At 59.8% G+C, this 21,461-nt stretch carries 19 protein-coding genes and 1 pseudogene; 10 read left to right on the top strand and 10 right to left on the bottom strand.

The annotated features are described in order from the left end of the window. Positions 1 to 142: 142 nt before the first annotated feature. Positions 143 to 397: pseudogene (locus AC3WMT_RS05610) on the bottom strand (YebG family protein); the annotation flags it as partial. 299 nt (positions 398 to 696) lie between these two features. Here AC3WMT_RS05610 and AC3WMT_RS05605 point away from each other — a divergent pair. Continuing rightward, on the top strand, positions 697 to 1,197 hold the full coding sequence (locus tag AC3WMT_RS05605; RefSeq protein WP_103305161.1) for a phosphate-starvation-inducible protein PsiE: 501 nt from the start codon (positions 697 to 699) through the stop codon (positions 1,195 to 1,197). Here AC3WMT_RS05605 and AC3WMT_RS05600 read toward each other — a convergent pair. From AC3WMT_RS05600 to AC3WMT_RS05590, 3 genes are all read right to left on the bottom strand, one after another. Further along, positions 1,194 to 1,511: a DUF3509 domain-containing protein gene (locus tag AC3WMT_RS05600; RefSeq protein ID WP_103305162.1), complete on the bottom strand. Its 318-nt coding sequence runs from the start codon at positions 1,509 to 1,511 to the stop codon at positions 1,194 to 1,196. The two genes, AC3WMT_RS05605 and AC3WMT_RS05600, sit on opposite strands and share 4 nt — an antisense overlap. Before the next feature lie 237 nt (positions 1,512 to 1,748). After that, complete coding sequence (locus AC3WMT_RS05595) at positions 1,749 to 3,050, bottom strand: serine/threonine transporter (protein WP_103305163.1); 1,302 nt, start codon at positions 3,048 to 3,050, stop codon at positions 1,749 to 1,751. Between the two features lie 63 nt (positions 3,051 to 3,113). After that, positions 3,114 to 4,490 carry an L-serine ammonia-lyase gene (locus tag AC3WMT_RS05590; RefSeq protein WP_103305164.1) on the bottom strand — a complete coding sequence of 459 codons (1,377 nt, stop codon included), beginning with the start codon at positions 4,488 to 4,490 and terminating at the stop codon, positions 3,114 to 3,116. A gap of 135 nt (positions 4,491 to 4,625) precedes the next feature. Here AC3WMT_RS05590 and AC3WMT_RS05585 point away from each other — a divergent pair, with 135 nt between their 5' ends. Further along, positions 4,626 to 5,573: a LysR substrate-binding domain-containing protein gene (locus AC3WMT_RS05585; protein WP_007914183.1), complete on the top strand. Its 948-nt coding sequence runs from the start codon at positions 4,626 to 4,628 to the stop codon at positions 5,571 to 5,573. 200 nt (positions 5,574 to 5,773) lie between these two features. Next, positions 5,774 to 6,181, top strand: a complete 408-nt coding sequence (locus tag AC3WMT_RS05580; RefSeq protein ID WP_103305165.1) for an HPF/RaiA family ribosome-associated protein — start codon at positions 5,774 to 5,776, stop codon at positions 6,179 to 6,181. Positions 6,182 to 6,470: 289 nt separating this feature from the next. Here AC3WMT_RS05580 and fecA read toward each other — a convergent pair whose 3' ends face one another. From fecA to AC3WMT_RS05565, 3 genes are all read right to left on the bottom strand, one after another. Beyond that, positions 6,471 to 8,804, bottom strand: coding sequence for a TonB-dependent Fe(3+) dicitrate receptor FecA (gene fecA, locus AC3WMT_RS05575; protein ID WP_103305166.1), 2,334 nt, complete (start codon positions 8,802 to 8,804; stop codon positions 6,471 to 6,473). A gap of 219 nt (positions 8,805 to 9,023) precedes the next feature. Beyond that, positions 9,024 to 9,956 carry a DUF4880 domain-containing protein gene (locus AC3WMT_RS05570; protein WP_103305167.1) on the bottom strand — a complete coding sequence of 311 codons (933 nt, stop codon included), beginning with the start codon at positions 9,954 to 9,956 and terminating at the stop codon, positions 9,024 to 9,026. Beyond that, positions 9,953 to 10,441: a sigma-70 family RNA polymerase sigma factor gene (locus tag AC3WMT_RS05565; RefSeq protein ID WP_103305168.1), complete on the bottom strand. Its 489-nt coding sequence runs from the start codon at positions 10,439 to 10,441 to the stop codon at positions 9,953 to 9,955. The genes AC3WMT_RS05570 and AC3WMT_RS05565 overlap by 4 nt, the downstream gene beginning before the upstream one ends. Before the next feature lie 189 nt (positions 10,442 to 10,630). Here AC3WMT_RS05565 and AC3WMT_RS05560 point away from each other — a divergent pair, with 189 nt between their 5' ends. The 6 genes from AC3WMT_RS05560 (at position 10,631) to AC3WMT_RS05535 (ending at position 17,035) form a co-directional block, all read left to right on the top strand. Beyond that, positions 10,631 to 10,936 carry a DUF3649 domain-containing protein gene (locus AC3WMT_RS05560; RefSeq protein ID WP_103305169.1) on the top strand — a complete coding sequence of 102 codons (306 nt, stop codon included), beginning with the start codon at positions 10,631 to 10,633 and terminating at the stop codon, positions 10,934 to 10,936. After that, positions 10,933 to 12,519 carry a PepSY-associated TM helix domain-containing protein gene (locus tag AC3WMT_RS05555; protein ID WP_103305170.1) on the top strand — a complete coding sequence of 529 codons (1,587 nt, stop codon included), beginning with the start codon at positions 10,933 to 10,935 and terminating at the stop codon, positions 12,517 to 12,519. The genes AC3WMT_RS05560 and AC3WMT_RS05555 overlap by 4 nt, the downstream gene beginning before the upstream one ends. Then, entirely contained in the window at positions 12,519 to 12,845 is a 327-nt protein-coding gene (locus AC3WMT_RS05550; RefSeq protein ID WP_103305171.1) for a DUF3325 domain-containing protein, read from the top strand. The genes AC3WMT_RS05555 and AC3WMT_RS05550 overlap by 1 nt, the downstream gene beginning before the upstream one ends. 1 nt (position 12,846) lies before the next feature. Next, positions 12,847 to 13,413 (top strand): RNA polymerase sigma factor, encoded by a 567-nt coding sequence (locus AC3WMT_RS05545; RefSeq protein WP_103305172.1) that lies wholly within the window; start codon positions 12,847 to 12,849, stop codon positions 13,411 to 13,413. Then, positions 13,410 to 14,399: a FecR family protein gene (locus tag AC3WMT_RS05540; protein ID WP_103305173.1), complete on the top strand. Its 990-nt coding sequence runs from the start codon at positions 13,410 to 13,412 to the stop codon at positions 14,397 to 14,399. Before AC3WMT_RS05545 ends, AC3WMT_RS05540 begins: the two co-directional genes overlap by 4 nt. A gap of 206 nt (positions 14,400 to 14,605) precedes the next feature. Continuing rightward, entirely contained in the window at positions 14,606 to 17,035 is a 2,430-nt protein-coding gene (locus tag AC3WMT_RS05535; RefSeq protein ID WP_103305174.1) for a TonB-dependent siderophore receptor, read from the top strand. 142 nt (positions 17,036 to 17,177) lie between these two features. Here AC3WMT_RS05535 and AC3WMT_RS05530 read toward each other — a convergent pair whose 3' ends face one another. Next, entirely contained in the window at positions 17,178 to 18,053 is an 876-nt protein-coding gene (locus AC3WMT_RS05530; protein WP_103305175.1) for an AraC family transcriptional regulator, read from the bottom strand. Positions 18,054 to 18,323: 270 nt separating this feature from the next. On the opposite strand from AC3WMT_RS05530, the gene AC3WMT_RS05525 reads away from it, so the two are divergent. Beyond that, complete coding sequence (locus tag AC3WMT_RS05525) at positions 18,324 to 19,226, top strand: DMT family transporter (RefSeq protein WP_103305176.1); 903 nt, start codon at positions 18,324 to 18,326, stop codon at positions 19,224 to 19,226. Positions 19,227 to 19,245: 19 nt separating this feature from the next. Here the strand turns inward: AC3WMT_RS05525 and AC3WMT_RS05520 are convergent, their stop codons facing one another. Next, a complete protein-coding gene (locus tag AC3WMT_RS05520; RefSeq protein WP_103305177.1) occupies positions 19,246 to 19,755 on the bottom strand; it encodes a DUF2165 family protein in 510 nt (169 codons plus the stop codon). A 148-nt stretch (positions 19,756 to 19,903) separates the two neighbouring features. Beyond that, complete coding sequence (locus AC3WMT_RS05515) at positions 19,904 to 20,878, bottom strand: 2-hydroxyacid dehydrogenase (RefSeq protein WP_103305178.1); 975 nt, start codon at positions 20,876 to 20,878, stop codon at positions 19,904 to 19,906. Positions 20,879 to 21,461: the final 583 nt, after the last annotated feature.

Here is a 21,461-nt window from a genome sequence, read left to right as displayed (position 1 = left end):
GAAAACGTATTCCAATGTAGGAGCTGCCGCAGGCTGCGATCTTTTAATGGGTCAGTGATTACTTTGCAGCTTTCGCCGCTTTTGCAGGTTTGACCGGCGCTTCAGCCGTTTCTTGCGCATCAGCAACTTCAGCCACTGGCTCTGCCGGGGCATTGATCAGCTCCGACAGTGCATCAGGCTGGCTCTTGAACGCCTTGGCAAATACATCGCGATTCTTCGCCATGTAGATCCCGACTTCTTCAACCTGCTGCTCGTTCAGCGACGGCACGGCTTTTTGCAACACTTCGGACAGCATCTCGGCCAGTTCAAGCATTTTGTCATGACGGTCAGCTTCGGCTTTATCCATGAACAAGCGCTCCAGATCTCGGCTGCTGCGGTATACCACTTCGACGGCCATTCACCACCTCACATGCCTTCACATTTAGTTGTCTTTGCGACTACTGTATCTATATACAGCGAAAAGGATAAGCGAATCCCTGCGCTTTGGGTAGCGGCTTTTCAATGTAGACCGGATTTGAAGTTTGTCAGCCTCGTCGGACGTTGGCCGCATGCGGTGCGACCAAACGCCACGGCGCGGGTTTTGCGGCAGCTCGCCATGATGGCGTGGCCTCTTTTCTGCATGAAACTGCAAACGTGCAGAAAAACCGTCACGTCCAACACGCATCATCCGCTCGAATCGGGCTAAGGAACTTCATCGTGAAAATAAACTGGGCCGAGAAACTGCGGCAAAACGTGCATCAACTGGCCGAGTCCCTGGGTAACCTGTTCGTCGAGACCTTCCACTATCTGGCGCTGTTCGCCATCGGTGCGGTCACGGCGTGGGCGGCGGTGATGGAGTTTCTCGGGATGCTCGAGGAAGGCCATATCAAGATCGATGACATTCTTTTGCTGTTCATCTATCTGGAACTGGGCGCAATGGTCGGGATTTATTTCAAGACCAACCACATGCCGGTGCGCTTCCTGATTTACGTGGCGATCACCGCGCTTACGCGCCTGCTCATTTCCAACGTCTCGCACCACAACCCGCCGGACATGGGCATCATCTACCTGTGCGGCGGAATTCTGCTGCTGGCGGTGTCGATTCTGGTGGTGCGTTATGCCTCGTCGCAATTTCCTTCGGTGAAGATCGAACACCCGCAACGCAAGATCGGTACGGGGTCCGGTGAGCATCCTGAGGTGGAAAAGGGCGAACTCTAAAGCCCGGCCACTTGCCGTGGCTGGCCTTTTAGCAGCGGCGGTGGCGGGGTCATTCCGTCGCCGCTGGTCATTGCTTCGAGAATCGCCATGGCACTGTGGCCCTGCTCGATGGCGATACCGAACTGAATGCTCTGCACCAGCAGTTTGAGGCGTTTGGGATCGTTGCGCTGTTCGGCGCTGATCATCCGTTTGGCCACGATCCGGCCGCCGTTGGACAGGGTCAGCATGATGCTGCCGTCCAGGCCCTGAATGCTCAGGTTGATCTGATAGTCCGGCGCAAAGGCATCGGTAATGATCTGAAAAGGATTGTCCATGATGCGTCACCGCCTGATTGAACGTGCAGTTGTTGACCGGCCGGGATCGGGTTGGTTCGCCAAACCGGATCATCGGCCATTCCGTGGTCTGTATCGTTGCTTCATGTAGGAGCTGCCGAACCTGCGACAACTCCTACAGGGGATGTAGCAAGGGACATGCCGGGAAAATTGTCGAACAACGAAACCGGACAAAAACAAGGCGAGCCCATGGCTCGCCTTGTTCATTTACGGGCCGTTTCAGGGCACGACCGAGAAGATGATCGCTGACAGTGCAATCAGGCCGATCAGCACGACAAACACGTTGGAGGCCTGACCCGAATACTGGCGCAAGGCTGGCACACGGCGGATGGCGTACATCGGCATCAGGAACAACAGGCAGGCAATCACCGGGCCGCCGAGGTTTTCGATCATGCCGAGGATGCTTGGGTTGAATGTCGCCACAGCCCAGCAACTGAGGATCATGAACAGCGCGGTGGCACGATTGAGCCAGCTCGCCGACATCACTCGACCGCGACTGCGCAGGCTCTTCACGATCATGCCCTGGAAACCTTCGCTGGCGCCGATGTAGTGGCCGAGGAAGGACTTGGTGATCGCCACCAGCGCAATCAACGGCGCGGCGTAAGCGATGACCGGGGTCTGGAAGTGGTTGGCCAGGTACGACAGGATCGAAATGTTCTGTGCCTTGGCCGCCGCGAGGTCCGCTGGCGACAGCGCCAGCACGCAACTGAAGCAGAAGAACATTACCGTCACCACCATCATGCCGTGGGCCATGGCGAGGATGCCGCTGCTCTTGCGTTCGGCCTGCGCGCCGTAGCGCTGCTTCTGGTCAACCGCGAACGCCGAGATGATCGGCGAATGGTTGAACGAGAACACCATCACCGGGATCGCCAGCCACAATGTCTTGAGGAACACCGACATCGGCACGGCCTCTTGAGCACTGGCAAAGAATGCGCCGTTCCAGTTCGGGATCAGGCTGATTGCGAGCAGCAGCAACGCCGCGACGAACGGATAAACCAGCACGCTCATGGCTTTGACGATGACGCTCTGGCCGCAGCGCACAATGGCCATCAGACCCAGAATCAACGCCAGCGAGAGAATCGCCCGGGGTGGCGGGGCAATCTGCAACTGGTGTTCGAGGAAGCTGCTCAAGGTGTTGGTCAACGCCACGCTGTACACCAGCAGGATCGGGAAGATCGCGAAGAAATACAGCAGCGTGATCAGTTTGCCGGCACCGATGCCGAAGTGTTCTTCGACCACTTCGGTGATGTCCCCGGAACGCCCGGACAGCACGAATCGGGTCAGGCCACGGTGGGCAAAAAACGTCATCGGGAACGCCAGCACGGCGAGAATCAGCAGCGGCCAGAAACCACCGACGCCAGCGTTGATCGGCAGGAACAGGGTGCCGGCACCGATGGCGGTGCCATACAGGCCAAGCATCCAGGTGGTGTCGAATTTGCTCCAGCCCTTGTGGGCGGTTTCTGTTTTGCCTGTGAGGTCTACAGCGGGATTTTCGGCAGCAGGTGTACGTACATCGGTCATCGGTATCGCCTCGTTATTATTTTTGCTCGGGCTCACGTGTTGCGGACGGTCAGGGAGTGCTCCTCAGCACTCCACCCAGCTCACAGCCAGGCCGCCCCGTGAAGTCTCTTTGTATTTGTCGTGCATGTCGGCGCCGGTATCGCGCATGGTGCGGATCACCCGGTCGAGGGAAATGAAGTGGTTGCCGTCGCCGCGCAGCGCCATTTGCGTGGCGTTGATCGCTTTTACGGCTGCGATGGCGTTGCGCTCGATGCACGGCACCTGCACAAGTCCGCCGACCGGGTCGCAGGTCAGGCCGAGGTTATGTTCCAGGCCGATTTCGGCAGCGTTTTCCAATTGCTCAGGGGTGGCGCCCAGCACTTCGGCCAAGCCCGCAGCGGCCATGGCGCACGCTGAACCGACCTCACCTTGGCAGCCGACTTCAGCGCCGGAGATCGAGGCATTTTTCTTACACAGAATGCCGACCGCCGCCGCACCCATGAAGAAGGCGACGACATCATCGTCAGACGCGTCCGGGTTGAATTTCATGTAGTAGTGCAGAACCGCCGGAATAATCCCGGCCGCGCCGTTGGTCGGCGCAGTGACCATGCGCCCGCCCGCGGCGTTCTCTTCGTTGACGGCGAGGGCGAACAGGTTGACCCACTCCATCGCCGACAGCGTCGAACTGATGACATTCGGTTTGCCGATTTCCAACAGGCTGCGATGCAGTTTCGCCGCACGACGTGGCACATTCAGACCGCCGGGCAGGATGCCTTCGTGGCGCAGGCCTTGCTCGACACACTCGCGCATCACCGACCAGATGTGCAGCAAACCTTTACGGATTTCATCGTCGCTGCGCCAGGCCCGTTCGTTGGCCATCATCAGCTCGGACACTCGCAGACTGTGCTGTTTGCATAGCGACAGCAGCTCGGCGGCGCTGGAGAAATCGTAAGGCAACTCGACGTCGCCGGCCGGGGAGACGCCAGACTCGGCTTCCGCCGCTTCAATGATGAAACCGCCGCCGATCGAGTAGTACGTTTGCGTGAACAGCTCGGCGCTTTCGCCGAAGGCTGTCAGCGACATGGCGTTGGGGTGATAGGGCAGGCTCTCGTCCAGCAGCAGGAGATCGTGCTGCCAGTTGAAGGCAATCTCTCTTTGCCCGGCCAGAGACAGCAGACCGGTTTCGCGCAGTTGCTGAATTCGAGGGTCGATGGTCGACGGATCGATGCTGTCCGGCCATTCGCCCATCAGCCCCATGACCGTGGCGCGGTCGGTGGCATGGCCGACGCCGGTGGCTGATAGCGAACCGTACAAGCGGATTTCCACACGCTTCACGTCGAGCAGCAAATGCTGGTCGATCAGCGCCTGGGCGAAGGTCGCGGCGGCGCGCATCGGGCCAACGGTGTGGGAACTGGACGGACCGATGCCGACCTTGAATAAATCGAAAACACTGATAGCCATGCTAAAGCCTTACAAGCAATGGAGTGGGAATCGCCGCCATTTTTTGTAGGACAAGCGCAATGTCGGCGATACTGCCTACCTCGCTTCAACGTGACTAACGAAATTTCCTAAGTAAGCCTTTAGCAGGACTAAACAATGAGTCGTCAATTGCATGCACAGACCTACGTCTGGCTGCAGGTGTTTTCCTGTGCCGCGCGGCACTTGTCGTTCACCCGTTGCGCCGAGGAACTGCACATCACCCCGGGGGCGGTCAGTCAGCAGATCCGCCAATTGGAGGAGCGCCTTGGCTTTCGCCTGTTTCATCGGCGCGCACGCGGTGTGGAGCTGAGCGCTGAAGGCCAGCGGCTAGCGATTACGGTCAATGAGGCGTACGGCAGCATTGACGCGGAATTGCGTCGGCTCGATGCCGGAATGATCAGCGGGATTTTGCGGGTGCGTTCGATCCCATCGTTCCTCAGTAAATGGCTGACCCCGCGTCTGCCACGCCTGCAACAGCGCTACCCGGACATCCAGTTGCGCCTGGTGGCCGAGGACAGCAGCGTGCCGTTGCACGAGGGCGACTTTGACCTGGCGATCGATCTGAACGACGGCAGCTATCCGGGACTGTTATCCACAGCCTTGCTTGATGAGCAGATTTTCCCGGTGTGCGCGCCGAGCCTGTTACGCGGGCGGCCACCGCTGCACGGGCCGGCGGATCTGGTGCATTTCCCGTTGTTGCACGACATCACCGCCTGGCGTGGCAGTTACGAATACGCAGAGTGGGAGTTCTATCTCAACGCCATCGGCTTCGAAGGCGCCGACGTACGGCGCGGGCACACCTTCAATCGCAATCACCTGACCATCGAAGCGGCGATTGCCGGCATGGGCGTGGCGATCGCGCGGCGCACGTTGCTCAACGATGAGCTGGAGCGGGGCACCTTGATTGTGCCGTTCGGGCTGTCGGTGCCCAACCACAAACGTTACGTTCTGCTCTATGCGCCGGGGGCGTTGAGCCATCCGGGCGTGCGGGCGGTGCATGACTGGCTGGTGGAGGAAGCGGGGATTTTTCGCAGTTTGCACCCGTTGAATGACGGGCAATTGTGAGCAAATTTTGCAGGGTTGCGAGGCGACTCAACTCCCGACCTTACCAGTGACTTGCTCGGTTGTCCGGCTTTTTTTGCGAATGAATATTTATCTTTTTTCAGGGGTTGAAATGTTTGGCAGTCGGGCCGATTGTTGTAACCAAGAGGTCAGGAAAATATGTTTACGGCCTCTCGCGAGCTAGCTGAAATAAGGGATGAACTATGCAAATCCAAGTCAACAGCGATAACCATATTCAAAGTAGTCAACGACTGGAGGAGTGGGTACGTACAACCATTGAGAGCACGCTCGAACGTTATGAAGAAGACCTGACCCGTGTCGAAGTCCATCTGAGCGACGAGAACGGTGACAAGCCAGGTCCCCATGACATGCGCTGCCAACTGGAAGCGCGGCCAAAAGGCCATCAACCGATTTCCGTGACCCACAAGGCCGATTCGCTGGAACAGGCGATCGACGGTGCAGCCGAAAAACTGGAGCACGCACTGGAGCACTTGTTTGGCAAACTGCGGGGCAAACCCCGTGCCGCCATTGTGCCATTTACCAGCAAGGCGAACGACGCGCTGCTGGAGGAAGAATTTCTGGAGAATGAACAGGCAGCGATCAACAGTTGATCCGCTGATTCCATAAGCCACCCAATGAGAACGGGCCTGCGCAAGCAGGCCCGTTTTTGTTCGTGTGGCTGGATGGTATTTGGGTATGGCATGAGAAAGCAGCCCCTCACCCCAGCCCTCTCCCGGTGGGAGAGGGGGTCGACCGAGGTGTCTGAAGAAGTGCGTCGACCTGAAAGACCGAGTCGATTCTGGATTCCGCACAGTACTTTCAGGTCGGTATTTCTCAAGCATCCCCCAATCAGTCCCCTCTCCCTCGGGGAGAGGGTTAGGGTGAAGGGCTTTTCAAGCCTTAGAACGCAACCGATGTCTGCACATAAACCGTTCGCGGCTCACCTACATACTTGCCCTTGTTGTTGTCATCAAACGAGCGGGTGAAATACTGGGTGTTGAAGATGTTCTTTACCCCTACCGCCACATTCAGATCCGACAACTGCGGGCCGAAGTCATACCCGGCGCGGCTGCTGAACAGCATGTAACCGGGGATCTTGCCGGTACTGCCGTCAGCGCTTTCCTTCGAGGTATTGGCATTGTCGGCGAACTGGTCGCTCTGGAAGCTGCTGTCCAGATTCAACTTCCAGGGTCCCTCTGTGTAGCCAACGCCAATAGTGCCTTTGTGCTTCGAAGAGAATGGCACGCGGTTGCCTTTGTTCGGCCCGTCTTCACGGATGGTTGCGTCGACGTAGGCGTAAGAGGCGTAGACATCGAAACCGGCCAGCGCCGGGCTCAAGTCATCGAGGGCGTAATTGACGCTGGTCTCGATGCCCTGATGACGGGTTTCGCCACGGGCGATTACCGAATCGTTGGTCTGGTTGCTTTCGTACTGATTGTCGAAGTTGATCAGGAACGCGCCAATCTCTGCGCGCAACGCGCCGTTGTCGTAGCGAGTGCCGAGTTCCCAGGTGCGGGCCTTCTCCGGTTTCACTTCGCCACTACTCACGCGGTTGGGCATCTGGCTGTATTGCACGCTGCCGAATGAGCCTTCGGTGTTGGCGTACAGATTCCAGCTGTCGGTCAGGTGATAAAGCACGTTCAACGCCGGCAGTGCGGTGTTGTAGTCACCCTTGTATTTGACGTTGGTCAGGTTGTTGGTCTGCTGCGACTCGATCATCTCGTAGCGCACGCCCGGTGTGATCGTCCATTTGCCGATGTCGATGCGGTCGTCGACGAAGAACGCGTTGGCCTCGGTGCCGCCGCGTGTATCGCGGTCGTTGCGGCTACTGGTGGTCGGGTATTCATTGCTGCTGATCGGCGTGCGATAGCGCAACTCGTGGCCGGCCTCGTTGATGTAGCGGTAGCCGACGCCGACTTCATGGCTGGTCGGGCCAAGGTCGAAGCCTTGGGCGAAACGGGTTTCCAGACCGCGAACCCAATATTCGCGCGGCGACAGCGACAGGAACGTGCCCTGATCCAGATAACCGCTGCGCAGGGTTTTGGTGAAGAAGGTATTGGCGGTGAATTCGCGGCGATCTTCCTGGTAGCGATAGCCGAAGTTGAACATCGTGCGACGGCCCCAGAACTGGTCTTTCGGACGCGTGGACTGATACGGATCGGCATCGTAATCGGCAACGTTCAAACCGCCGGGCATGTCGGCTTTGCCTTCGTAATACTGGGCCATGGCGTTGAAACTGTTGGCCTCGTCGAGCTGGTATTTGCCCTTGAGGATCAGGTCGTCGATTTCGGTGTCGCTGTGCTCACGCCAGTCGCCGCCACGGGTGCCGGAATACAACAGCGCGCCACCCAGTCCGTTCTCGTTGGTGCCACCGGCGAGCAGATTGGCGCTGGTCTTGAAGCCGTCATGGCTCGACGAGGGACTGGTTTCCGTCTGGAAACCACCTTTGACGGTCGGTTCGTCGGGAATCGCTCGGGTCACGAAGTTGACCACGCCGCCGACGTTCTGCGGGCCGTAGCGCACCGCGCCGCCACCACGCACCACATCCACGGCGTCCATGTTGCCCATGCTGATCGGCGCGAAAGAAAGTTGCGGCTGACCGTAAGGTGCGAACGGCACCGGGATGCCGTCCATCAACACCGTCGAACGCGCGGCGAGGCGCGGGTTGAGCCCGCGAATACCGAAGTTCAGCGCCATGTCGTGGCTGCCGGTGCCGTTGTTTTCCGGGGCGTTTACACCGGGAATGCGGTTGAGCACATCACGGGCCTGGGTGGCGCCCTGGCGTTCGAATTCTTCACGACGGATCACGTCGCGAGCGCCGGGGTGTTCGAACACGTTGATTTGCTGCGCATCGCCGAGCCAGTCGCCAACCACTTTCGAGGTGTCCAGTTCCAGCGCGGTATCACCCGCCGGTTGCAGGCTGAAGGCGTTATCGCCCTCGGCGCGGGCTTGCAGGCCGGTGCCTTCGAGCAATGCGTTGAGACCTTGTTCGATCGTGTAGTTACCTTCCAGGCCACGGCTTTGTACGCCGCTGGTCACTTGCGAGCCGAACGAAATCAGCACCCCGGCTTCACGGCCAAACTGATTGAGGGCGTTTTCCAGCGCTGACGGCGCGATGTGATAGGCCTTGGCATCGGCAGCCATTGCAGCGGGCAGGGCGCTGAAACTCAGGCTGGCGCCGAGGATAAGGTTGCGCAGGCTGCGGGCCAGTGGCGTGAGGCGGGTGGGGTGCATGGTGGAGGATCCTGAGAAGGTTGAATCAAAGGGGGCTTTCCTTCTCTGTCACGCCAGATCTGAAAAACGGCTCACGCATTACAAATATTTTTTGAAGAACTGCTTTTGTGGCAGGGAGCTTGTCGCACCGTCTCGCTGGACGCGAAGCGGTTCACGCTTTTAAAGGACGGGCCTGTTGCGCAGTCCAGCGGGAGCAAGCTCCCTCGCCACAGGTTCATTTCAAGCCTTGGCTTCTACGCTGACCCAGTAGCGGGTAAAGCGCTTCACTTTCACCGGCAAGGTGATTTCCAGCAGATCCAGAATCCGCTCGCTGTCGTCCAGTGGATAAGTCCCGGAGATCAGCAAGTCGGCCACCTTCCTGTCGCAGTTGAGTTGTCCGCGACGATAGCGCCCCAGCTCATCGAGGAAGTCGCCCAGACGCATATGCGCCGCGACCAGCATGCCATCGGCCCAGGCGCCGCTGTTGGCGTCCAGCGGTCGGGCGTCGCTGACAGCGGCGGAGGTGAAACTCAGTTGGCGGGCGACAGGCAGCAGCATCGGTGCGCGTCCGTTGGCCGTCAGTTCGACCCGACCCTCAAACAACGCGACCTGCGTGCGATCAACAAACTGGCGCACGTTGAGGCGCGCGTCCCGGGTTTTCAGAATGCCTTGTGCGGTCCGCACTTCGAACGATTGCGATGCGGTCAGGAGGATTTCGCCTTCGAGCAAGCGGATCAGTCGTTGTGCGCCATCGACATCCGCCGCACTTGAAGTATTGAGCTGCAATTGATCGCCCGCACCCAACGCAATCTTGCGTCGCTGACCCACCGGGCTGCGGTAATCGGCGAGCAGCGACGGCAACGGATTGTGTTCGCGCATGCCCCAGGTGACGGCCGAACCGGCACCCAGAATCAGCAGCAGTTTCAGCGCCTGACGGCGACTGCCGGACTTCGGCCCGTTCAACGCCGCGTGCGCCAGCGGTGAGGCCACACCGCGCAAGCGCTGGTTGACCCGCTGAATGTGTTCCCACGCCCGACGATGTTCGCTGTGTGCCTCCAGCCATTGTTGCCAGGCCAGATGTTGACGCGGGGAAAGCTTGCCTTGCTGCATTTCCATCAGCCAGTGCACGGCCTGTTCGGCCACTTGCGCAGAAAAATCCGCGACGCGGTTCATAGGGCGAAATAGCAGCGCATCGCCGCTTTGTTCAGATGACGTTTGACCGTTGCCACCGAAATGCCCAGTTCGGCGGCGATCTGTGGGTAGCTCAGGCCATCGACCTGCGCCAGCAAGAAGGCGCGCTTGACCAGGCGCGGTAAACCGTCGAGCAACTGATCGAGCTCTATCAGGGTTTGCAGGATGATCGCTTTGTCCTCTTCCGATGGCGCGAGCATTTCCGGCATCTGCGCGAGGGTGTCGAGGTAGGCGCGTTCCAGATCCTGACGGCGGTAGTGATTGAACAGGACCCGCTTGGCGAGCGTGGTGAGAAAGGCGCGAGGTTCGATGATCACCGCTGGTTCGCGGGCGGTCAGCACCTTGATGAAGGTGTCCTGCGCCAGGTCCGCCGCGCTGTCCGGGCAGCCGAGCTTGCGCCGCAACCAGCCGGTCAGCCAGCTGTGGTGGGCTTGATAAAGCGATTCGACGGGATGGGCGGACGGCAACGGGATGACTCCGGGCGCAACAATATGCGGAGAAAACATGCGTTAGAGAACAAGAATGGTTCGCATTGTAGGGCGCAAGCACGGCGTCCGGCAATCAGATGCTTTTGCGTATGAGAATATTTATCATTAATATTGCTCGCCTGTTGGTTCGGCTTGTTGGCCGGACGATTTTCGTTTCAGGGTCGAAACATGAAAGCCAAACTCGCCACACTGCCCATGTCCTATCGTCTGGCCGTCACCTCGCGGGTGTTGGCAGCGGTATTTGGCGGCTATCTGGTTGCCGCGCTGGCCAGTGTCACCCTGACGATGTGGCTGCCGTTGAACCGCGCCGAAGCGGTGGTGACCGGCATGACCGTTTCCTTCCTGGTTTATCTGGTCGCCGTGCTGTGGTGTTTTGCCTGCCGCACGGCGTGGTCGACATGGGTCGGTTTACTGGTGCCGAGCGTGATCCTGGCGACCATCTCCGGCGCGGCCCGTGGGTTGGGGTACGCATGAAAGAGGGTTTTCGCCAGGCCATGGCCTGGCTGCACACCTGGGTCGGGCTGGTCTTCGGCTGGTTGCTGTTCGCGATTTTTCTGACCGGCACCCTGGCTTATTTCAATGACGAAACCAGTCACTGGATGTGCCCGGAAATTCCCGCGCGAGCGATCAATAGCGAGGCGAGCCTTGCCCTGGCGCAGGATTATCTGCAGCAGCATGCCGCCGGTGCTTCGCGCTGGCTGATCGACTTGCCCGATGCCCGCGACCCCGGCCTGACCGTGCGCTGGCAGCAGGCGCCGGCGAAACCCGGCGAGCGCGGTCGCTTTGAATCGAAAACCCTCGATGCGCAGACCGGTGCCGAAGTGCAGGGCCGCGAAAGCCTCGGCGGTGAGTTTTTCTATCGCTTCCATTTCCAGCTGCAAATGCCTTATCCGTGGGGACGCTGGCTGGCGACGATCGCCGCGATGGTGATGTTCGTCGCGCTGATCACCGGGATCATCACCCACAAGAAAATCTTCAAGGACTTCTTCACCTTCCGCCCGCGCAAGGGCCAGCGTTCCTGGCTCGACGGGCATAACGCCGTGGGTGTGTTGGTGCTGCCGTTTCACTTGATGATCACCTACAGCAGCCTGGTCATTTTCATGTCGATGGTCATGCCGGCGAGCATTCTGGCGTCCTACGGCGGTGATGTGCGGGCGTTTTACGATGAGGTTTTCCCGGCCTCGAAGACGCCGGAGCGGGCCGGCGTTTCCGCACCTCTGGCTCCCATGGCGCCGCTGTTGGCCAAGGCCAGTGAGCAATGGTCGGGCGGCACCACCAAGCGGCTGTCGGTGAACAACCCGGGTGATGAAAATGCCTCGGTGGTGCTGTCCCGCGCCGGTGATCGTGTGGTGCACGATTTCGGCAGCGCGGTGACCTTCAACGGCGTCACCGGGCAGATGCTCGGCAGCACACCGGATCAACCTGTGGCGATGGCGGTGGGGGGCACGTTCTACGGTCTGCACATGGGCCATTTCGCCGGGCCGGTGCTGCGCTGGCTGTATTTCATTTGTGGTCTGGCCGGCACGGCCATGATCGGCACCGGGCTGGTGATCTGGCTCGGCAAGCGTCAACTCAAACACGCCAAGAGTGGTGTGATGCCGTTCGAACTGCGGCTGGTGGAAGTGCTGAACATTGCCAGCATGGCCGGACTGGTGTCAGCGGTGGCGGTGTTCTTCCTGGCCAATCGGCTGTTGCCGGTGGCGCTGGCGGGGCGGGCCGATTGGGAAGTGAATGCGTTCTTTATTGCCTGGGGGTTGAGTCTTTTGCATGCGCTGATGCGTCGCGGACGCAAGGCCTGGGTCGAACAGCTTGGGCTGGGGGCGTTGCTGTTTATCGCCGTGCCGCTGATCAATGCGCTGACCACACCATGGAATCTCGGGGTAACGCTTGCGCAGGGTGACTGGGTGCTGGCCGGGTTCGATCTGACGTGCCTCGGAGCAGGTCTGTTCCTGGCGTGGGCCGCATGGAAAATGCAGCGCGCCAGCAATGCCGTCAGCGTGAAAAAGCCACGTCGCGAAACGGCTCGGCCGGTCACGCTTGAACAGGGAGCGAATTGATGCTGCTGGCCCTGTTGCTTTGCTACGCCGGGTTTACCGCGCTGTGTTTGTCGATGCCTCGGCACCACGATGAATTGCTCGGTCACAAAGCCTCGGCTCGCCGCCGTCAGGGCTTGCAACTCAGCGGGTGGTTATTGCTGGCCTTGTCGCTGTGGGCGGCGGTGTCGAGCAACGGCTGGAGTTTCGGTCTGGTCGACTGGTTTGCGGTACTGATGCTCAGCGCACTGACGTTGGTGTTGTTGCTGCCGTATCGCCCGCGTCTGGCTTTGGCACTGGCGGGAGTCAGCCTGCTGGCCAGTCCGGTCGCTGCATGGGCGCAGTGCTGAGGTGCTGATCGGTCTGCCGCCGGAATCCCGCGACGACGAGCCGCGCGGGGCACGTGCGCATTTTCTTCAGGTGTTCCTGTCCCAGCGTTCACAAATGGAAGCGCTGGTGAACCGGCGCGTCGGCTGCCGGGCGACGGCGGCAGATCTGGTGCAGGACTTGTTTCTGCGCTTCTGGCGCCGACCGTTGGTGCAGGTTGAAGAACTCAGCACCTACTTGTTGCGGTGTGCCGGCAACATCGCCATCGACCATTTGCGCAGCGAAGGCACGCGGGTGCGCGTCAATGAAGGCTGGCAACCGGAAGAGCCGCACAGCCACGGCAGCGAACCGCAAGCAGCGCTGGAAGCCGGCAACGATCTGCGCCATGTCGAAGCGGCGTTGCGCGCCTTGCCCGAGCGCACCCGGCAGATTTTTTTGCTCAATCGCATTCACGGCCGCAAGTACGCGGACATCGCCAAAGCCATGGGCCTGTCCCAAAGCGCCGTGGAAAAACATATGATGCGCGCCCTCGAGGCCTGCAAGGCCAGCCTGCGCGAACCCGCGCCACGCACGCCAGGGAATGCACCGTGAATCACTCCGACCGCGTCATCCCGACGCCCGCCCAGGAACAGGCGGCATTTGCCTGGCTGAGCCTGTTGCATGACCGGCCCAGCGCTGGCGATCAACTCACCTTCAGCCAATGGCTGCGCGCCGACCTGGCTCACGCCGAGGCTTATGCACAGGCACAAGTGGTCTGGGAGTTGAGCGAAGGGCCGGCGAAAACGCTGGCCGACGAAGAGGCGCTGGCGTTGCAGGGCTATCTCGAGACGATGGATCGCCCGCGTCGTCCGCAGCTGCTGCGTTGGTCCGGTGCGCTGGCGATGGCGGCGTGTCTGTTGCTGATGGTCAGCCTCGGCACAGGGTGGCAGCCGCAGCGCTGGCTCGATGATCTTGGCGCCGATTATGTTTCGGCGCCCGGCGAGATTCGCACCGTAACCCTGGCCGACCAGTCGCAAGTCACGCTGGATGCCGACAGCGCCATCGCGGTGGATTTCAGCCATGGCGAGCGCCATGTGCAGTTGCGCCGTGGCGCCGGATTTTTCAGCGTGACCCACACGGGTGAGCCGTTTGTGGTCGAGGCCGAGAAGGGCCAGGCGCGGGTGCTCGGGACGCAATTCGAGGTGCGTCTGCAACCTCACGGCGCGCAGGTCACGGTGTTGTCCGGACGGGTCGGTGTGACAGCGGATCGCGACGCAGCGCAGCAGATTCTCACGGCGGGTCAGCAGGTCGCCTACGGTGCGGGCTCGGCGCAGAAACTCCACGCGGTGGACAGCGAGGCACAACTGGCCTGGCGTCAGGGCTGGCTGACTTACTACAAAACCACGCTGGCGGAGGTGGTGGCGGATCTGCGCCGCTATTACCCGGGGCGAATTGTTTTGCTCAACGAAGAGCTGGCGGCGCGCAAGGTCAGCGGCAGTTTCCCCAGTAAGGACCCGCAGGCTGTGCTGAGTTCGCTGCAAGGGGTGCTGGGGTTTGAGCAGCATCAGGTGCTGGGGCATCTGATCATTTTGCGTTGAGGCGGCTAAAGCCATCGCGAGCAGGCTCACTCCTACATTTGGAATGCGTTCCCCTGTAGGAGTGAGCCTGCTCGCGATGGCGCCGGATCGAACACCACAAAAAATAATTTGCAAATGTTGGTGAGGTAAACCCGAGCCCCATCCGTGTAGTGACTGAAACTGCGAGTCATTCGCATCCGTTGCGGTTCTACACAGGTCATTGAGCAATGAAGTCCAGGGCAAAATCGGGTTCGGTCAAACAGTGGTTGGGCGTTCAAGCGTTGAGCTTTTCGGCATTGGCCTTGCTGCCAATGAGCGTGGCGCTCGCCGCCGAAACCGTCAGCAGTCAGGCGCAACAGCAATTCAACTTCTCCCTGGCCGCCAAACCGCTGCCCCAGGCTCTGAGCGACTTCAGCCGTGTCACCGGGCAAAGCGTGGTTTACATCGATGAAGCGCCGTATGGCCTCACCGCACCCGCCGTGAACGGCCAGATGAGCGCCGAACAAGCGCTGCAACGCCTGCTCAGCGGTTCCGGCCTGAACTTCCGTCGCACCGACAGCCACACGCTGGCGCTGGAGCCGCAACCCACTGCCGGTGCGCTGAACCTTGGCGCCACCACCATCACCTCGATGCGCGACGAGTCGATGAGTTATCAGCCGCCGCCAACCAGTTCGGTGATGCGTTCATCGGCCTCGCTTCAAGAGATCCCGCAGACCGTCAACGTCATCCCGGCGCAAGTGATCCGCGATCAGGCGCCGCGCAATCTCGACGATGCGTTGGCCAACGTCAGCGGCATTACCCAAGGCAACACTTTGGGCAGCACTCAGGATTCGGTGATGACGCGCGGTTTCGGCGACAACCGCAATGGCTCGATCATGCGCGACGGCATGCCGATCATGCAGGGCCGGGGCATGAACGCCACGGTCGATCGCGTCGAAGTGCTCAAAGGCCCGGCGTCCTTGCTGTACGGGATTCAGGACCCGGGCGGCGTGGTCAACCTGGTCAGCAAGAAGCCCGAACTTGAGCAGTACAACGCACTGACTTTCACCGGTTCGACCTACGGCGACGGCAAGAACGGCAGCGGCGGCACCTTCGACAGCACCGGCGCGCTGGGCGATTCCGGGCTGGCCTATCGCATGGTGGTGGATCACGTCGACGAAGATTACTGGCGCAACTACGGCACCCACCGTGAAACGTTGATCGCGCCATCGCTGGCCTGGTACGGCGAGCGCACCAAACTGCTGTTCGCCTACGAACACCGGGAATTTCTCACCCCGTTCGACCGTGGCACGTTGATCGATCCGCGCACCAACCATCCGCTGGATATCTCGCGCAAGGAGCGTCTCGACGAGCCGTTCAACGACATGGAAGGGCGTTCGGACTTGTATCACTTCGAGGCCGACCACGAACTCAACGACGACTGGAAAGCCCACTTCGGCTACAGCTGGAACCGTGAAACCTACGACGCCAGCCAAGTTCGCGTGACCGCTATCGACACCAAAAAAGGCACGCTGACCCGCAGCATGGACGGCACCCACGGCGCGATCACCACCGACCGGTTCACCACCGCCAGCCTCGAAGGCAAGGTCAACGTGCTGGGCATGCAACATGACCTGGTGTTCGGCGTCGACGACGAGTACCGCAAAATTTACCGCGCCGACCTGATCCGGCAGAAAAGCCTGACGAACTTCAGCTATATCAATCCGGTGTATGGTCGCGAAGTCGAAGGCACCACGGTCAGCCCGGCGGACAGTGCACAGACCGATCTGCTGCGCAGCGATTCGGTGTTCCTGCAGGATTCGATTCACCTCAACGACCAGTGGATTCTGGTCGCCGGCGGACGCTTCCAGGAGTACGACCAGTACGCCGGCAAAGGCGTGCCGTTCAAGGCCAACACCGACACCAATGGGCAGAAGTGGGTGCCGCGCGCGGGCCTGGTGTATCGCTACACCGATGAGCTGTCGTTCTACGGCAGCTACACCGAATCGTTCAAACCCAACTCGACCATTGCCCCGTTGAGTGGCAGCAGCACCGTGCTCGACGGCAGCATCGCGCCGGAACAAGCCAAGTCCTGGGAACTGGGTGCGCGGCTGGACATGCCGGGGCGCATCACCGGTAACGTCGCGCTGTTCGACATCAAGAAACGCAACGTGCTGGTGGCCAACTCCGAAGGCCCGACGACGATTTACAGCGCTGCGGGTGAAGTGCGTTCGCGTGGTCTGGAAGTCGATATGACCGGTCAACTGAGTGAACGCTGGAGCCTGATCGGCAGTTATGCCTATACCGATGCCGAAGTCACCGAAGACCCGACTTACAAGGGCAAGCGTTTGCAGAACGTGGCGAAGAACAGCGGCTCATTGTCGGCGGTGTATGACTTCGGCAGCGTGATCGGCGGCGATCAACTGCGCGTCGGTGCCCGGGCGCGCTATGTCGGCGAGCGGGCGGGCAATGCGGTGAATGATTTCGATCTGCCGAGCTACACCGTGGCCGATGCGTTTGCCACTTACGACACCCAAGTGGAAGGGCAGAAGGTCAAGTTTCAGCTCAATGTGAAGAACCTGTTTGACCGTACTTACTACACCTCGGCGGCGAGCCGGTTCTTTGTGTCGATGGGCGATTCGCGGCAGATCTCCTTGTCCAGCACCTTGGAGTTCTGAGCCGAAACCGCGTCATCGTTCATCGCTGGCAAGCCAGCTCCCACAGGTTCTTGGTCGAGCACAAATTTCTCCAACGGCCGAGGACTTTGTGGGAGCTGGCTTGCCAGCGATGAGGCCCTGATAGACGGCAAAGATTCCAGTTCTAACGCAAAAACGCCTGCCGATATTCGCCGGGCGTCCCGCCCAACACCTGCCTGAACCGATTGGTGAAATGACTCGCGCTGGCAAACCCACAGGCCAGCGCAATTTCCCCCAGTGGCAACGACGTCCCGCGCAACAACTCCCGCGCCCGGCTCAAGCGCCTTGCCAGCACATATTGATGCGGTGGCAAACCGAAGCTCACGCGAAACATCCGCGCAAAGTGGTACTCCGACAACGCACACAATCCAGCCAATTGCCCGAGGCTGATCGGCTCGGCCAACTGGTTGTCGATGAACTCCACCAACTGCCGACGCTGGTGCGGCGCCAGTCCACCTTTCAGACGCAAGCCCTGACGGGCGCCGACCTGACTGAGCAAGGTATGGCTGATCAATTCATGCGCCAGGCTACTGGTCAGCAAGCGTTCGGCGGGCTCGTCCCAGTTCAGCGTCAGTAGCTGGCGAAAGCGCTGCGCCTGTTGCGGGTCTTCAAGAAAAGTCTGCTCGCGCAGCTGCATTTCCCGTGGCTCGCGATCAAGCAACGTGACGCAACCGATGGCGAATTGTTCGGCGCTGAAATACAGATGGGCCAAGCGGATATCGCCGTTGATTACCCAGCCCGATTCATGGTCGGCCGGCAGGATGCACAGCTTGTCCGGCCCACCCTTGTGGCCCGGCTGACCGCGACGAAACGTGCCGGTGCCGCCGGCGATGTAGCAGGAGAGGGTGTGATGGCTGGGAGCTTCGTATTCCTGGGCGTCGTGGTGATTGGTCCACAGGGCCGCAGCCAAGCCGTCACCGAGCTCGGCGCTGTGCACAAGGCGAGCGTTCGGCGAGCGGTTAAGCGCTTGGAAGACTTGCAGGTTATCGATTGCGGCCATATTCGGTTCTCTCCAACGCCTTGCATCCTACTCCGTAGGCGTCGCGCTGCCAGCCAGCCCGCCGACAAATGCGCAAGATTGTGCAAGCGCTTCAACCCTTGGTGCAGCACCCTGATTCTCAATTCAGCGCAATCCTTGTGGCGAGGGAGCTTGTCGCGCCATCTCGCTTGAGGGCGTAGCGCTCACAAGTTTTTGGGGCCGCTGCGCAGCCCATCGGGGATAAATCCCCTCGCCACAACAGCGCTTGGCATTGCTTTCGGGAGTTCGCTTATGAATCTGTCGTTGTATCTGTTGACCGTGCTGATCTGGGGCACCACCTGGATTGCCCTGAAATGGCAACTGGGCGTAGTGGCGATTCCGGTGTCGATTGTTTATCGCTTCGGCCTCGCGGCGTTGGTGCTGTTCGTCTTGTTGCTGCTCAGCCGTCGGTTGCAACCGATGAACCGTCGCGGCCATTTGATCTGCGTGGCGCAGGGCTTGTGCCTGTTTTGCGTCAACTTCATGTGCTTTTTGACCGCCAGTCAGTGGATTCCCAGCGGTCTGGTGGCGGTAGTGTTTTCCACCGCAACCCTGTGGAACGCCCTCAATGCGCGGGTGTTCTTCGGCCAACGGATTGCCCGTAACGTGTTGATGGGCGGTGCGCTGGGGTTGTTTGGCCTGGGTCTGTTGTTCTGGCCGGAACTGGCCGGCCATAGCGCCAGCCCGCAGACGTTGCTTGGCCTCGGTCTGGCGCTGTGCGGCACCTTGTGTTTCTCGGCGGGCAACATGCTCTCAAGCCTGCAACAGAAAGCCGGGCTCAAACCACTGACCACCAATGCCTGGGGCATGGCTTACGGTGCGGCGATGCTGTCGGTGTGGTGCCTGATCAAAGGCATTCCGTTCGACATGGACTGGTCGACGCGTTACGTCGGGGCGCTGCTGTATCTGGTCATTCCAGGTTCGGTGATCGGTTTCACGGCGTACCTGACGCTGGTCGGGCGTATGGGCCCGGAGCGCGCGGCTTATTGCACGGTGTTGTTCCCGGTGGTGGCGCTGAACGTCTCGGCGTTTGTCGAAGGTTATCAGTGGACAGCGCCAGCATTGATCGGGCTGGTATTGGTCATGCTGGGTAACGTGCTGGTGTTTCGTAAACCGAAGGCGGTGGTATCACCGGTGCAGGGAAAGTTGGCTTGAAATAAATGAGCGCTGAACGTCAGCGCTCGACTTTCAATGTGATGTAAATCATCACCGGGAATATGAAGTCAACGATATGCCGTGCCCAGTCTTTGGCATTCCATGATTGTGAAGTGTCCATGTCGAACCATTCGACACCCACTGTTTGCAGACAGACGTAATAGATGAATATTGCAACCAGTATGCCCATGATCGAGAACTTCTTGGCTTCATGGAATGCCTCTGCCGATTCATCGATCTTGCGATAAAGCTGATAAGTGCCGATCAGACACAGCACCGTATAAGTCACCTCCATGGTGATGATGAACCAATAGATCCGGTGGTGAATCATCGGTGATTCAATGGCTCGATACTTGATGTTCTCACTTGCAGTAGTGGTGTCCATGCTCAGGATGTGAGCCACGTACGTGTAGTTTGAATTGTAGTCGGTGAAGTTGTGGATCATCACCAACAGGCCAAAGAAACTGATATAAGCCATCAATATAACTTTGCTGTAGCGGATGATTTTTTCGGTGGTCAGTGTGTTCAAGGTTTTTGCTCTCCATAGCGCTCATCGATAATTCGATAGCCGGGCAGAGCTTATAATGCTGTTGTTTGGTTTTGTTTGTTGTTCAATTTCAAGTTGTGTATGTGCGTAACTAACGGGCAAGCGCTGTTTGGCACTTGCCCGTGTTTTTTTATCCGCGCCAGACTTGCGGATTCACCAGGTCCTGCGGGCGTTCGCCGAGCAACGCACTGCGCAAGTTGGCAATGGCCCGATTGGCCATGGCTTCGCGGGTTTCATGGGTGGCAGAGCCGATATGCGGCAGGGTCACGGCGTTTTTCAGCTGGAACAGTGGCGACTCCGCCAGCGGTTCCTTTTCGTAGACGTCCAGACCGGCGCCACGGATGCGGTTGTTTTGCAGCGCTTCGATCAGCGCGGGTTCGTCGACGACCGGACCACGGGAGATGTTGACCAGAATCGCGCTCGGCTTCATCAGCGCCAGTTCGCGATGGCTGATCAGGTGGCGGGTCTTGTCGCTGAGGGGCACGATCAGGCAAACGAAATCGGCTTCGGCGAGGAGTTGGTCGAGGCTGCGAAATTGTGCGCCGAGTTCTTGTTCGAGTTCGGTCTTGCGGCTGTTGCCGCTGTAGATAATCGGCATGTTGAAGCCGAACCGGCCACGGCGGGCGACGGCGGCGCCGATGTTGCCCATGCCGACGATGCCGAGGGTTTTGCCGTGTACGTCAGTGCCGAACAATGGGGCGCCGACGCTGGCTTGCCATTGCCCAGCCTTGGTCCAGGCGTCGAGTTCGGCGACGCGGCGGGCGCTGCTCATGATCAGGGTGAAGGCGAGGTCGGCGGTACTTTCGGTGAGTACGTCCGGGGTGTTGGTGAGCATGATCCCGCGTTCGTTGAAGTAGTCGAGGTCGTAGTTGTCGTAGCCGACGGAGACGCTGGAGACCACTTCCAGTTTTGCGGCGTTTTCCAGTTGTGTGCGGCCGAGTTTGCGGCCGACGCCGATGAGGCCGTGGGCGTGGGGCAGGGCTTCGTTGAACTGGGCGTTGATGTCGCCGTTTTTTGGGTTGGGGACGATGACGTCGAACTCTTGTTTTAGTTGTTCGATCATTGGGGGGGTGATGCGGCTGAAGGCCAGGACTGTTTTTTTCATCGTTTTGGGCTCGGCTTTGGGGCTTTATTGCCAAGCACGCTAACATTTCTTGGCGGCCTTTGGGCCGACCATGTTCTTGGGGTTTTGGGTGAATATCCGTTTTTGGGGTGATGGCGGCTTAGGGTTCCGCCCTTACGGCGGGTCACTTTTGGCAAACGCCCCAAAAGTAACCAAAAGGTCTGTGCCCTGACGTTCGGCCCTCGCTGTGGCTCGGGTTCCTTCGCTCCGGGTTTCATCCGGGGCATCGCCTCCGGTTTGCTTCGCTGCACCTCCTCTCGATGTTCCCCCCGGATGAATCCCTCCACTCAGCCTGCCGACGGGCTCCGAGATCAAGATCAAGAGCGGTACTCGAGCTAACGCTCATTGTGTTGAGTGGGGCGGCATGCGCCGCGTTTGGGGTGTGGCTTGAACAGCGATGGCGGCCTGACAGCCGGCCAGTCTCTAGCAGACTGCATACGATCCAATTGTAGGAGTGAGCCTGCTCGCGATGGCGGCCTGACAGCCGACCAGTCTCTGCTGGTTGTACTCCACCCCTGTGGGAGCTGGCTTGCCAGCGATGGCGGCCTGACAGCCGACCAGTCTC

It is taken from the genome of Pseudomonas sp. FW305-7 (assembly GCF_058786735.1).
The sequence above is the reverse complement of the archived record's forward strand: the minus strand, read 5'-3'. Positions and strand labels throughout refer to the sequence as shown.